The sequence below is a fragment of the Pseudomonas sp. RIT-To-2 genome (assembly GCF_029623465.1).
Taxonomy (GTDB): domain Bacteria; phylum Pseudomonadota; class Gammaproteobacteria; order Pseudomonadales; family Pseudomonadaceae; genus Aquipseudomonas; species Aquipseudomonas silvicola.
Window position 1 is genome coordinate 1 of sequence record NZ_JAPYKM010000030.1, and the last position, 12,641, is coordinate 12,641.

General features: G+C 62.5%; 10 protein-coding genes and 4 tRNA genes. 10 read left to right on the plus strand and 4 right to left on the minus strand.

Features of this window, described 5'->3' with window-relative positions; all coding sequences use genetic code 11:
* The 3 genes from QBK88_RS22490 to thiO form a co-directional block, all read left to right on the plus strand.
* Positions 1–1,074: PilC/PilY family type IV pilus protein (locus QBK88_RS22490; RefSeq protein ID WP_277963765.1), on the plus strand; the 1,074-nt coding region annotated here is incomplete at its 5' end.
* Between the two features lie 13 nt (positions 1,075–1,087).
* Positions 1,088–1,495 carry a type IV pilin protein gene (locus tag QBK88_RS22495; RefSeq protein WP_277963766.1) on the plus strand — a complete coding sequence of 136 codons (408 nt, stop codon included), beginning with the start codon at positions 1,088–1,090 and terminating at the stop codon, positions 1,493–1,495.
* 22 nt (positions 1,496–1,517) lie between these two features.
* Complete coding sequence (gene thiO, locus QBK88_RS22500) at positions 1,518–2,627, plus strand: glycine oxidase ThiO (RefSeq protein ID WP_268148288.1); 1,110 nt, start codon at positions 1,518–1,520, stop codon at positions 2,625–2,627.
* Positions 2,628–2,686: 59 nt separating this feature from the next.
* Here thiO and QBK88_RS22505 read toward each other — a convergent pair whose 3' ends face one another.
* From QBK88_RS22505 to QBK88_RS22520, 4 genes are all read right to left on the minus strand, one after another.
* Positions 2,687–4,027 (minus strand): sigma-54-dependent transcriptional regulator, encoded by a 1,341-nt coding sequence (locus tag QBK88_RS22505; protein ID WP_277963767.1) that lies wholly within the window; start codon positions 4,025–4,027, stop codon positions 2,687–2,689.
* A gap of 2 nt (positions 4,028–4,029) precedes the next feature.
* Positions 4,030–5,622 carry an ATP-binding protein gene (locus tag QBK88_RS22510; protein WP_277963768.1) on the minus strand — a complete coding sequence of 531 codons (1,593 nt, stop codon included), beginning with the start codon at positions 5,620–5,622 and terminating at the stop codon, positions 4,030–4,032.
* Positions 5,612–5,845, minus strand: a complete 234-nt coding sequence (locus tag QBK88_RS22515; protein ID WP_268148292.1) for a PP0621 family protein — start codon at positions 5,843–5,845, stop codon at positions 5,612–5,614. Before QBK88_RS22515 ends, QBK88_RS22510 begins: the two co-directional genes overlap by 11 nt.
* A 309-nt stretch (positions 5,846–6,154) precedes the next feature.
* Positions 6,155–7,180 carry an outer membrane protein assembly factor BamD gene (locus QBK88_RS22520; RefSeq protein ID WP_277963769.1) on the minus strand — a complete coding sequence of 342 codons (1,026 nt, stop codon included), beginning with the start codon at positions 7,178–7,180 and terminating at the stop codon, positions 6,155–6,157.
* A 149-nt stretch (positions 7,181–7,329) separates the two neighbouring features.
* Between QBK88_RS22520 and rluD the strand changes: the two genes are divergently transcribed.
* The 7 genes from rluD to QBK88_RS22555 all read left to right on the plus strand — a co-directional run bounded on the left by rluD (position 7,330) and on the right by QBK88_RS22555 (position 12,547).
* Positions 7,330–8,292, plus strand: a complete 963-nt coding sequence (rluD, locus tag QBK88_RS22525) for a 23S rRNA pseudouridine(1911/1915/1917) synthase RluD (RefSeq protein WP_268148296.1) — start codon at positions 7,330–7,332, stop codon at positions 8,290–8,292.
* On the plus strand, positions 8,289–9,023 hold the full coding sequence (pgeF, locus tag QBK88_RS22530) for a peptidoglycan editing factor PgeF (protein ID WP_277963770.1): 735 nt from the start codon (positions 8,289–8,291) through the stop codon (positions 9,021–9,023). The genes rluD and pgeF overlap by 4 nt, the downstream gene beginning before the upstream one ends.
* A gap of 182 nt (positions 9,024–9,205) precedes the next feature.
* The gene (clpB, locus tag QBK88_RS22535) at positions 9,206–11,770 is read left to right on the plus strand and encodes an ATP-dependent chaperone ClpB (RefSeq protein WP_268148298.1); all 2,565 of its coding nucleotides are present in this window, start codon (positions 9,206–9,208) and stop codon (positions 11,768–11,770) included.
* A gap of 360 nt (positions 11,771–12,130) precedes the next feature.
* Positions 12,131–12,206: transfer RNA gene (locus QBK88_RS22540), tRNA-Asn, on the plus strand.
* A gap of 10 nt (positions 12,207–12,216) precedes the next feature.
* A tRNA-Pro gene (locus tag QBK88_RS22545) sits at positions 12,217–12,293 on the plus strand.
* Positions 12,294–12,298: 5 nt separating this feature from the next.
* A tRNA-Lys gene (locus tag QBK88_RS22550) sits at positions 12,299–12,374 on the plus strand.
* Between the two features lie 96 nt (positions 12,375–12,470).
* Positions 12,471–12,547 (plus strand) — tRNA-Pro (locus tag QBK88_RS22555).
* Positions 12,548–12,641 lie beyond the last annotated feature (94 nt).

Below are 12,641 nucleotides of genomic sequence, written 5' to 3' on the forward strand. Positions count from 1 at the left end.
AGTTTCTCCACGACCAGCACTACCCCCTTCGCGAATCTGGGGTACGCCTATTCCACCCCTCAGGTAGCCAAATTGCCGGACGGGACGTGGGCCGCTTTTATTGCAAATGGTTACGGTAGCACCAAAGGTGTTGCTTCGTTATTCGTTGTCAATTTGGCAACCGGGGCGTTGATCAAGGAAATTGTGGCTGAGAGCAGTAACGGCAATAATGGATTGTCGACCGTGGCGCTCAAGGTCAATGCCTCGAACGTGGTTCAGGCGGCCTATGGTGGGGACTTGCTGGGCCATATGTGGAAATTCGATCTCACCAATGCGTCCACGGCGAGCTGGGGCTTGGCGTTTGGCGGCAGCCCATTGTTCACAGCACCTGGGGGCGCCAACCAACCCATTACCGCGGCCCCACTGCTGATCACCAACGCCACCAGTGGCAAGATGGTTTATTTCGGTACCGGTAAGCTCAACGAAACCAGCGACAAGACGACTACTGCTGCCCAAGGGTTCTATGCCATCTGGGATGCCGATACCAATACGACGGGTAACTATACGGTGTCCAACTTGCAGGCACAGGCGGTTACCGGGATCGCTAGCTCCAATGGTAGCCAGTACATCACCACGACCACCAATACCACCGACTACACCTCATTGAAGGGCTGGTACCTTCCATTGGTTTTCGGTTCCACCTTGACCGGCCACCGGGTTATCTACCAGGCGGCCTACAAATCGGCGAGGATCATCTTTACCACGGCCTTCGTTGACACCACCGATGCTTGTGCCAGTCAAGGCTCGGGTTACCCCATCGAGGTTAATGCCCTTAACGGCAGTATGTTGAGCTACCCAGTCCTGGACACCAACGGCGATGGTGTCGTCGACTCCAAAGACAGCCTCGTTAGCGGAATATACATTTCCACGGGTATCCCCAACCTGAATGGCATTATCGACGTTGCGGCCACGACGTCCACCACCGCCAGCCAGCGTAAAATAATCAACGACTCCAGCGGTACCATTACCACCTTGGTCGAGGCGGGGGATGGAGTGGCAAGTGTTGGTAGGGTCATGTGGCGGCAAATCCAATAGAAGGACTCTGAACATGCAACGAAGTACCCGCGGGTTCACGCTGGTCGAGCTGGTGATCGTGGTCGCGATCGTCGGCATTCTAGCGGCCATCGCCTACCCCAGTTACACCAACTATGTGCGCAAGACTCACCGCGCGGAGATTACCGAGCTGATGTCCGAGACGGCGCAGAACCTGGAGCGCTGGTATTCCAAATACGGTACCTACGGTGACTACAGCAGTACCGTGACGTTCACCAACCCGTCGAGCAACGCCTGGTACACCGTCAAGCTGGTGCGCGATGCCACGACCTACACTATTACCGCCGCGCCCATTGCCGGTACCCTGATGGCCACCGACACCTGCGGTACGTTCACCCTGGACAACACCGGCCTGCGCAGCAGCTCCGGCACCACGGCCACCGCCACCTGCTGGGGCCGTTGAGTTCACTGAAACTGGATCAAGCATGCCCACACAACAACAAGTGATCATCGTCGGCGGCGGCGTCATCGGTTTGCTGACCGCCCTGAACCTCGCGCCCCATGTGGGCCACGTTACCCTGCTGGACCGCTCCGGCCTGGGCCAGGAATCGTCCTGGGCCGGTGGCGGCATCGTCTCGCCGCTATACCCCTGGCGCTACAGCGCCGCGGTCACGGCATTGGCGCACTGGTCCCAGGATTTCTACCCGCAACTGGGCGCACGGTTGTTCGCCGATACTGGCATCGACCCTGAGGTACACACCACCGGGCTGTACTGGCTGGACTTGCCGGACGAAGACGAGGCCCTGGCCTGGGCCCAGCGCCTGAACCGGCCCCTGAGCAAGGTGGACATTTCGGCGGCGTACGACGGGGTGCCCGTACTGGGTGGCGGTTACCGCAGCGCGGTGTACATGGCCGATGTGGCCAACGTGCGCAACCCGCGGCTGGTAAAGTCCCTGAAAGCGGCCTTGCTGGCGCAACCGAACGTGACCGTGCGCGAGCATTGCGAGGTGCGAGGCTTCCTGCGCGATGGCCAGGCCGTGGTCGGGGTGAATACGGCTGACGGTGAACTGCATGGCGACCAGGTGGTGCTGACCGCTGGCGCCTGGAGCGGCGACTTGCTGGAAAGCCTGGGCGTGCGCCTGCCGGTGGAACCGGTGAAAGGGCAGATGATCCTGTTCAAGTGCGAGGCGGATTTCCTGCCGAGCATGGTGCTGGCCAAGGGGCGCTACGCCATTCCCCGTCGTGATGGGCACATTCTGGTGGGCAGTACGCTGGAGCATGAGGGCTATGACAAGACCCCGACCGTCAGCGCATTGGAGAGCTTGAAGGCGTCTGCGGTGGAGTTGTTGCCAGCGCTGGCCGATGCCCAGCCGGTGAAGCATTGGGCGGGGTTGCGGCCGGGGTCGCCGGAGGGCATTCCGTTCATTGGTGCGCTGGAAGGCTTTGACGGGCTATGGCTGAACTGCGGGCATTACCGCAATGGGCTGGTGCTGGCGCCGGCTTCGTGCCAGTTGTTTGCGGATTTGATGCTGGGGCGCGAGCCGATCATCGATCCGGCGCCGTATGCGCCAGCGGGGCGTTTGGCGGGGGATTAGCGGCGTCGGCTTCCCGAGCTTCGCCCGGTCACACGAAGGCAAATCGCGGCCGTCGGTCTCTACTCCAGCCCCAGTTTTTTCAGGCGGTAGCGCATCGACCTGAACGACAGGCTCAGGCGTTGCGCCGCCGCGGTGCGGTTCCAGCGGGTTTCTTCCAGTGCCTGGAGGATCAGCTTGCGCTCGATGTTCTCCAGGAAGTCTTCCAGGTTATCCACGTTGGTCAGGTCTGGCACACCGCCCTCGGCTACTGGCGCAGTGTCGGTCAGGCGCAGGTCACTGGCTTCGATGCGCTCGTTTTCGCACAAGGTGTACGCACGTTCGAGCATGTTCTCCAGTTCGCGCACGTTGCCGGGGAAGCGGTAGGCCTTGAGGGTTTCCAGCGCCGTGGCGCTGAGCTGCGCGGGCGGCAGGCCGCTGCCGTGTGCCAGGCGCTTGAGCACCTTGTTGGCCAGCAGGGCGATGTCTTCACGGCGTTCGCGCAGTGATGGCACGCGCAGTTCGATGACGTTGAGCCGATAATACAGGTCCTGCCGAAAGCGCCCAGCCGCCACTTCGGCGGCCAGGTCCTTGTGGGTGGCGCAGAGGATGCGCACGTCCACCACCACCTCGCTCTGGCCTCCGATGCTGCGAATGGCCTTTTCCTGAATCGCGCGCAGCAGCTTGACCTGCATGGCCAAGGGCAGGTCGGCCACTTCATCGAGGAACAGCGTGCCGCCCTGGGCCGCCTGGAACAGCCCGGGCTTGTCTTCCATGGCGCCGGTGAAGCTGCCTTTGCGGTGGCCGAAGAATTCGCTTTCCATCAGTTCCGAGGGAATGGCGCCACAGTTCACCGGTACGAAAGGCAGTTCGGCGCGTGGGCCCTGTTCGTGGATCAGGCGGGCCACCAGCTCCTTGCCACTACCCGATTCGCCGCTGATGTACACCGGCGCCTGGCTGCGCGCCAGGCGCCCGATCTGTTTGCGCATGGCCAGCATGGGCGGCGAGTCGCCCAGCAGGCGGTCATCGATGCTCGGCTGCTCGGCGGCCTGGCCTTGCAGGCGCAGGGCGCTGCCCACCAGTTCACGCAGCCGGGTGAGGTCCACCGGTTTGGTCAGGAAGTCGAAGGCGCCGGCCTTGAGGGCATTGATGGCGGTGTCGAGGCTGCCGTAGGCGGTGATCATGGCCACCGGCACCTGGGGGAAACGCTGCTGGATATGCTGCACCAGCTCCAGCCCCGTACCGTCGGGCAGGCGCATGTCGGTCAGGCACAGGTCGAAGGGTTCGCGGGCCAGGCAGTCGCGGGCCTCCTTGACGTTGCGCGCGCTGCGAGTGTCGAGCTTCATCCGGCCCAGGGTGATTTCCAGGAGTTCGCGGATGTCCGGCTCATCGTCGACGATCAGGATCTTTTGCCGTTGGCTCATGTTCAAGTCAGCTTCCGTGCATGGGCGAACGTGATTCGCAGGCAACTGCCACCGCGCTCACGTGGTTTGTAGTCTAGGTGCGCCTGGTTGCTTTCGCACAGCTCACGGGAAATGTAGAGGCCCAATCCTGTTCCTTTGGTCTCGGTGGTGAAGAAAGGTTCGAAGATGTGTTGCAGTTGATCGGCCGAAAAGCCGGGCCCATCATCCAGCACGTCGAGAATCGGCAGGCCGTTGGTCGGTTCGATGAACAGGTTCAGCCAAACCTGGGCCTGGCCGTGGTTGTGCGCGCTGTAGCGCAGGCCATTGTCCACCAGGTTGGTCAGCACCTGGGTCAGGTGGTGCGGGTCCATGCGGGTCTCGATGGGGCCGTCGGTGACGTACAAGTGCAGCGCCTGGTTGGCCGTGGCGGTGGTGCGAAAGTCGGCCAGGAACTGCTGCAGGAAATTGCCCAGGTCCAATGGCTGCGGTTCGGCCTGGCGGCGCCTGGACAGCTGCAGCACGTTTTCGATGATCAGGTTCATGCGCTTGGACTGGTCCTTGATGATCTGCGTAAGGCGCAGGTCGGCGGGGTCCAGGGTCTCGGACTCCTGCAGCAACTGGCCGGCGTGGCTGATGGCGCCCAGCGGGTTGCGGATTTCGTGGGCGATGCCGGCGGTCAGGCGCCCCAAAGCGGCCAGCTTGAGTTGCTGGGCCTGTTGCGCGATCTGCGACAGGTCTTCGAGAAACACCAGCGTCTGTTGCTGTTCGCCGCGGCGCAGGGCGATGAAGCTGGGCTGCACCGACGGCCCGGTGGGGGTGAACTTCAGGCTACGCAAGCGCAGCGTGGGGTTGGTACGCCACTGCAGCAGGCGTTCCACCAGCTCGGGGGAATAGGCGGTGATCAGTTGGCCGCTCAGGTGGTAGTGGCCGATCAGCTTCAACGCGCCCTCGTTTGCCAGTTGCACACGGTTGACGGTGTCCAGCACCAGGATGCCGGTGCGCATGCGCTGCAGGATCAGGGCGTTGAGCTCTTCCAGGTTGGTGACGTCGCTGGCGCGCTGGGAGGCCAGGTTCTCGCTGACCCGCAGCAGACGCGTCAGGGCCTGCACCATCAATGCCACGGCGAAGCACAGCACGCCGAGGGTGCTGGCCTGCACATAGTTGCTACTGCTGTTGGGGCGCAGGAAGTTCAGGTAGAAGGTCAGGTAGATGATGCCGATACTGCCCAGCGCGGCGATCAACAGGCCGTTGCGCCCGCGCAGCAGCAGGTTGCTCATGGCCACCGAGGCGATCATCAGGTTGCCGATACCGCTGGGGGTCCCGCCGCCGGCGTAGAACAGCCCCGAGAGCATGAGAATGTCGAACAGCGCCAGGGCGAACACGTGCCCCGGTGGGCGCAGTTTTTCCAGCAGGATCACCGCCGCGATATTGATCAGCAGGTAGGCCCAGCTGCCGTTGCGGAACCAGGCGCCATTGGCCAGTTCCAGCAACTTGTCGTCCATGTCACTGGAAATCAGCAGGATCAGGGTAATGCCGATGGTGAGGCGGTACAGGTGGTACAGGCGCAGCATCCGCCGCGCCTGGGGGCCACCGGGCTGGAAGGTCTCAGCGGTCACGGGCAGCCGGGCCCTGTTGCAGGTGCGCCGGGCTGCAGTACCACTGCTGGTCGCGGTTCAGGGCGCGGTCCTGGGGCAGGTGCACGCCGCAGTGGGCGCAGCGCACCATCAGCAGCGTCTGGTCGCCGCCCTTCGGGGCCTGTTGCGGGGCGCTGGGCTTGATCTTGCGCCACAGCCACAGGGCGGCAAAGACAATGGCGATCCAGAAAATCAGGCGAATCATGGGCGACGGCTCAAACAGAAGAAGATGCGGCAGTGTAGGAGCGGGCAGGGCGGGGGACAAGCGCGGACGGGTATCGGCGGTGATATCTTTTTGATGGCTTTTGCGCCAGGGCCCTGGGCTCGAACCCGCCGCGATCCCCCTGTGGAACCGGGCGAAGCCCGGGAAAAGGGCGACGCGCTTCTTCAGGCGCTGCGCGGTGTGCGTTTCTCGAGCTTCGCCCGGTGTTACAGGAGCATGCCCGGAGCTTGTATATTTTTTCGCGGATACAAAAAAAGAGGCCCGTGGGCCTCTTTCTCAGTGCGACGTTGCTCAGTCGAACAGGCCGAAGGTCAGGTAGCTGAAGAAGCCACGCTTTTTCTTCGGCGAATCATCGACCGGCTTGGCAGGCTCGTCGGCGGTGCCGCCCTGGTCAGCAGGCAACAGGTCGTGCGGGATGGCATCCTTGTCGTCCTGGAACTGTTTGGTCAGTTCCTGGTTGGCACGGGTTTCACCCGGCGGCAGCGGTGCGCTGGTGCCCACCAGGCCCAGGGTGGCCTTGGTCAGCCAGGAGCGGTTGTCCGCTTCCTTCTGCTGGGGCACGAAGTTGCCGTCCACCAGTTGCGGGTGGTCCGGGTAGTTCAGCTTCAGGGTTTCCAGGCTGCTGGCAGCCAGCTCGTCCAGGCCCAGGCGCTGGTAGGACTCCACCATCACGGCCAGGCCGTCGCCGACCGATGGGGTTTCCTGGAAGTTTTCCACCACGTAGCGGCCACGGTTGGCGGCAGCGACGTAGGCCTGACGGGTCAGGTAATAGTCAGCCACGTGGATTTCGTAGGCCGCCAGCAGGTTGCGCAGGTAGATCATGCGCTGCTTGGCGTCCGGCGCGTAGCGGCTGTTGGGGTAGCGGCTGGTCAGTTGCGCGAACTCGTTGTAGGAGTCGCGGGCAGCACCCGGATCACGCTTGGTCATGTCCAGCGGCAGGAAGCGCGCCAGCAGGCCGCGGTCCTGGTCGAACGAGGTCAGGCCCTTGAGGTAGTAGGCGTAGTCGACGTTCGGGTGCTGGGGGTGCAGGCGGATGAAGCGCTCGGCGGCCGACTTGGCAGCTTCGGGCTCCGAGTTCTTGTAGTTGGCGTAGATCAGCTCCAGCTGGGCCTGGTCGGCGTAGCGGCCGAACGGGTAGCGGGAATCCAGCGCCTTGAGTTTGGCGGTGGCGCTGGTGAAGCTGTGGTTGTCCAGATCGGCCTGTGCCTGCTGGTACAGCTCGGTTTCGCTCAGGTTTTCGTCGACCACTTCTTTCTTCGACGAACAGGCGGCCGTGAGTCCGAGGATGGCGATCAGCAGCAGGTGTTTCACTTGCATGGCGGCTTGCGTCCCTATGACGGCCGCTGTCTTGGGCGTGACCGTCCTGTTATGATGGGCGCCCCGTGAAGTCCTCGGGGCAAAAGACGCCGTATTTAACCACAAGCGTGCAGCCGAAACCAAAGGCTGTGCCGCCGCCTAGTCCGAGCATGTCCGAGATCATACAACTTAGCGCAGAGGTGCCGTCCGAATTGGGCGGCCAACGCCTCGATCAAGTCGCCGCACAATTGTTCGCCGAGCACTCGCGCTCGCGCCTATCCGCCTGGATCAAAGAAGGCCGCCTGACCGTGGACGGTGGCGTGCTGCGCCCGCGTGACATCGTCCATGGCGGCGCTATCCTGGCCCTTTCCGCCGAGCAGGAAGCCCAGGGCGAGTGGATCGCCCAGGACATCGAGCTGGACATCGTCTACGAAGACGACGACATCCTGGTCATCAACAAGCCTGCGGGCCTGGTGGTGCACCCGGCCGCCGGCCACGCCGATGGCACCCTGCTCAATGCCCTGCTGCACCACGTGCCGGACATCATCAATGTTCCGCGCGCGGGCATCGTCCACCGTCTGGACAAGGACACCACGGGCCTGATGGTGGTCGCCAAGACCATTCAGGCGCAGACCAAACTGGTGACCCAGCTGCAAAGCCGTACCGTCAGTCGGATTTATGAGTGCATCGTCATCGGCGTGGTAACCGCCGGCGGCAAGATCAACGCACCCATCGGCCGTCACGGCCAGCAGCGCCAGCGCATGGCGGTGATGGAAGGCGGCAAGCCTGCCGTCAGCCACTACCGCGTGCTGGAGCGCTTCCGCTCCCACACTCACGTGCGGGTGAAGCTGGAAACCGGCCGTACCCACCAGATCCGCGTGCACATGTCGCACATCAACTTCCCGTTGGTGGGTGACCCGGCCTACGGCGGTCGCTTCCGCATTCCGCCGGCCGCCAGCGCGACCATGGTCGATGCGCTCAAGACCTTCCCGCGCCAAGCCCTGCATGCCCGCTTCCTGGAGCTGGAACACCCGAGCACGGGTGAGCGCATGAGCTGGGAATCGCCACTGCCCGACGACTTCGTCTGGCTGTTGTCGCTGCTCAAGCAGGACCGCGAGGCGTTCGTCGGGTGAGTGGGTTGGCGCAGGACCTGATATTTCCCGATTGGCCGGCACCGGCCAATGTGAAGGCCTGCGTCACCACGCGAGAGGGCGGTGTCAGCGCCGCGCCTTTCGAGCATTTCAACCTGGGTGACCATGTGGGCGACAGCCCTGCCGCGGTCGCCGAGAACCGCCGGCGCCTGACCCAGGCCTTCGGCATTCAGCCGGCGTGGCTCAAGCAGGTGCACGGCGTCAACGTGGCCCATGCCGACCCGTCGGTGATCGCCGAGGCGGACGCCAGCTGGACCTCGACGCCGGGTATCGCCTGCACGGTGATGACCGCCGACTGCCTGCCCGCGTTGTTCTGCGACCGCGCCGGTACCCGCGTGGGCGCGGCTCACGCAGGCTGGCGCGGGCTGGCCGCCGGCGTGCTGGAGGCCACGGCCGAAAGCCTGGGCGTGCCGGCGAACGAAATTCTGGTGTGGCTGGGGCCGGCCATCGGCCCGCGCAACTTTGAAGTGGGCGCTGAAGTGCGCGATATCTTCATGGCCAGTCACCCTCAGGCGGGCGAGGCCTTTGTGCCAGGCGCCCAGCCGGGCAAGTTCCTCGCCGACATCTATGCGCTGGCACGGGTGCGCCTGGCGGCGATGGGCATCACGGCCGTTTATGGCGGTGGTGAATGCACCATCGAGGATCTACGCTTCTTCTCTTACCGGCGTGCGCCGCAGACGGGGCGCTTTGCCTCATTGATCTGGCTGGAATAAACGCTATCCCTTGTGGGACCGGGCGAAGCTCGGGAACCAGGCGCTGCCGATTTGATGATCTGGGTCAAGCTCCTGCCGCTTGAATCTTGAACAATCCCCCCCATCTATATCGGTATCTCAGGCAGGTTTATCTTCATCAGGTGTGTCCATCGCTCCGGCCTGCCCCTTTAGGAAGGTGACTCATGCGTATAGACCGTTTGACCAGCAAGCTGCAATTAGCCTTATCCGATTCCCAATCCCTGGCCGTTGGCATGGACCACCCGGCCATCGAGCCGCCGCACCTGATGCAGGCGCTGCTCGACCAGCAGGGTGGTTCCATCAAGCCGCTGTTGATGCAGGTCGGCTTTGACGTGAACAGCCTGCGCAAGGAGTTGAGCAAAGAGCTCGACCGCCTGCCGAAAATCCAGAACCCCACCGGCGACGTGAACATGTCCCAGGACCTGGCGCGCCTGCTCAACCAGGCCGACCGCCTGGCCCAGCAGAAAGGTGACCAGTTCATTTCCAGCGAACTGGTATTGCTGGCCGCCATGGACGAGAACAGCAAGCTGGGCAAGCTCCTGCTCGGCCAGGGCGTGAGCAAGAAAGCGCTGGAAAACGCCATCACCAACCTGCGCGGCGGCGAAGCGGTGAATGACGCCAACGCCGAAGACTCGCGCAAGTCCCTGGAAAAATACACCGTCGACCTGACCAAGCGCGCCGAGGAAGGCAAGCTGGACCCGGTGATCGGCCGTGACGATGAAATTCGCCGCACTATTCAGGTGCTGCAGCGCCGTACCAAGAACAACCCGGTGCTGATCGGTGAGCCGGGCGTGGGCAAGACTGCCATCGCCGAGGGCCTGGCCCAGCGCATCATCAATGGCGAAGTACCCGACGGCCTGCGCGGCAAGCGCCTGCTGTCCCTGGACATGGGCTCGCTGATCGCTGGCGCCAAGTTCCGCGGTGAGTTCGAAGAACGCCTCAAGGGTGTGCTCAACGACCTGTCCAAGCAGGAAGGCCAGATCATCCTGTTCATCGACGAGCTGCACACCATGGTCGGCGCCGGCAAGGGCGAGGGCTCCATGGACGCCGGCAACATGCTCAAGCCGGCCCTGGCCCGTGGTGAGCTGCACTGTGTGGGCGCCACCACGCTGAACGAGTATCGCCAGTACATCGAGAAAGACGCGGCCCTGGAGCGGCGCTTCCAGAAAGTGCTGGTGGACGAGCCGAGCGAGGAAGACACCATCGCCATCCTGCGTGGCCTTAAAGAGCGCTACGAGGTGCACCACAAGGTGGCCATCACCGACGGCGCGATCATTGCCGCGGCCAAGCTCAGCCATCGGTACATCACTGACCGGCAGTTGCCGGACAAGGCCATCGACCTGATCGACGAGGCCGCCAGCCGCATTCGCATGGAAATCGACTCCAAGCCTGAAGTGCTCGACCGCCTGGAGCGTCGCCTGATCCAATTGAAGGTGGAATCCCAGGCCCTCAAGAAAGAAGACGATGACGCGGCCATCAAGCGTCTGGAAAAACTGACCGAGGAAATCGCCCGCCTGGAACGCGAATACGCCGACCTGGAAGAGGTGTGGACCTCGGAGAAAGCCGAGGTACAAGGCTCGGCCCAGATCCAGCAGAAGATCGAGCAATCGCGCCAGGAGCTGGAAGCGGCCCGTCGCCGTGGCGACCTCAACCGCATGGCCGAACTGCAGTACGGGGTTATCCCGGACCTGGAGCGCAGCCTGCAGATGGTCGACCAGCACGGTAAAAGCGACAACCAGTTGCTGCGCAGCAAGGTGACCGAGGAAGAAATTGCCGAAGTGGTGTCCAAGTGGACAGGTATTCCCGTGGCGAAGATGCTGGAAGGCGAGCGGGAAAAACTGCTGAAGATGGAAAGCCTGCTGCACCAGCGTGTCATCGGTCAGGACGAGGCTGTGGTGGCCGTCGCCAACGCCGTGCGCCGCTCCCGTGCCGGGTTGTCCGACCCCAACCGCCCAAGCGGCTCGTTCATGTTCCTGGGCCCAACCGGCGTGGGCAAGACCGAGTTGTGCAAGGCGCTGGCCGAATTCCTCTTTGATACCGAAGAGGCCATGGTGCGCATCGACATGTCCGAGTTCATGGAGAAACACTCCGTGGCCCGGCTGATCGGTGCACCACCGGGCTACGTGGGGTATGAAGAGGGCGGCTACCTGACCGAGGCCGTGCGTCGCAAGCCGTACTCGGTGGTGCTGCTGGATGAGGTGGAGAAAGCCCACCCGGATGTGTTCAACGTGCTGCTGCAAGTGTTGGATGACGGCCGCCTGACCGACAACCAGGGCCGCACCGTGGACTTCCGCAACACGGTGATCGTGATGACCTCCAACCTGGGCTCGGCGCAGATCCAGGAGTTGACCGGTGACCGCGAAGCCCAGCGTGCGGCGGTGATGGACGCGGTGAGTTCGCACTTCCGGCCGGAGTTCATCAACCGTATCGACGAGGTGGTGGTGTTCGAAGCGCTGGCCCGCGACCAGATCGCCGGCATCACGCAGATCCAGTTGGGCCGCCTGCGCAGCCGTCTGGCCGAGCGTGAGCTGAGCCTGGTGCTGAGCGATGAGGCCCTGGATAAGCTGATCGCCGTGGGGTATGACCCGGTGTATGGCGCACGGCCGCTCAAGCGCGCCATCCAGCGCTGGATCGAGAACCCGCTGGCACAGCTGATCCTGTCGGGGCAGTTCCTGCCCGGCACCACCGTGACCGCCACGGTAAAAGACGACGAGATCGTTTTTGCCTGACGGGCGAATGCAGTGCCCCTGCAGGACCGAGCCCCGCCCGGTCCTGCAGCCAGGCACGGCATTCGCGGGCTCCTAAAAAAATTGAAGCTAAATGCATGTTTCTATTTGCATTTCCAAAAAACCTTTAGTAAAGTGCGCCCCGCAGTAACGGCAACCCACAGATCACCACGCAACACCGGGATCTGAAAATAGTTTGAAATTCAGTAAGTTGAATGAAAATTAGGGGTTGACAAGGGTTTTGAAGGTTGTAGAATAGCGCGCCTCAGAGGCACTAACGTAGCGATACGGAAGCGTCGAAGAGTTCGAAGCGGTAGGAATACAGATTCGAAGCTTGCTGTAGATGTAACTGAAATTGATAGTTCCGTGATAGCTCAGTCGGTAGAGCAAATGACTGTTAATCATTGGGTCCCAGGTTCGAGTCCTGGTCACGGAGCCAAATTTCATATCGGGGTATAGCGCAGTCCGGTAGCGCGCCTGCTTTGGGAGCAGGATGTCAGGAGTTCGAATCCCCTTACCCCGACCATTTTTGGGTCGTTAGCTCAGTTGGTAGAGCAGTTGGCTTTTAACCAATTGGTCGTAGGTTCGAGTCCCACACGACCCACCATTTTTGACTCCAGTTCGCTGGGTCAGATCTTAAAAGACCTTCAGAGTAACGTCTGGAGGCATAAAAAAAGGCGCCTTATGGGTGCCTTTTTTGTACCGGGGTATAGCGCAGTCCGGTAGCGCGCCTGCTTTGGGAGCAGGATGTCAGGAGTTCGAATCCCCTTACCCCGACCATATTCAGAAAAAAGGCGTCCCTTGCGGACGCCTTTTTTTATGCGTTGGATTTGTGTGTGCCGCTTCCCGAGCTTCGCCCGGTCCTGCAGGCGTT

What these genes read in the sequence shown, in the direction of transcription:
- QBK88_RS22495 (WP_277963766.1), top strand. Translation starts at nt 1,088, where the DNA reads ATGCAACGAAGTACCCGCGGGTTCACGCTGGTCGAGCTGGTGATCGTG.
- thiO (WP_268148288.1), top strand. Translation starts at nt 1,518, where the DNA reads ATGCCCACACAACAACAAGTGATCATCGTCGGCGGCGGCGTCATCGGT.
- QBK88_RS22505 (WP_277963767.1), bottom strand. Translation starts at nt 4,027, where the DNA reads ATGAGCCAACGGCAAAAGATCCTGATCGTCGACGATGAGCCGGACATC.
- QBK88_RS22515 (WP_268148292.1), bottom strand. Translation starts at nt 5,845, where the DNA reads ATGATTCGCCTGATTTTCTGGATCGCCATTGTCTTTGCCGCCCTGTGG.
- QBK88_RS22520 (WP_277963769.1), bottom strand. Translation starts at nt 7,180, where the DNA reads ATGCAAGTGAAACACCTGCTGCTGATCGCCATCCTCGGACTCACGGCC.
- rluD (WP_268148296.1), top strand. Translation starts at nt 7,330, where the DNA reads ATGTCCGAGATCATACAACTTAGCGCAGAGGTGCCGTCCGAATTGGGC.
- clpB (WP_268148298.1), top strand. Translation starts at nt 9,206, where the DNA reads ATGCGTATAGACCGTTTGACCAGCAAGCTGCAATTAGCCTTATCCGAT.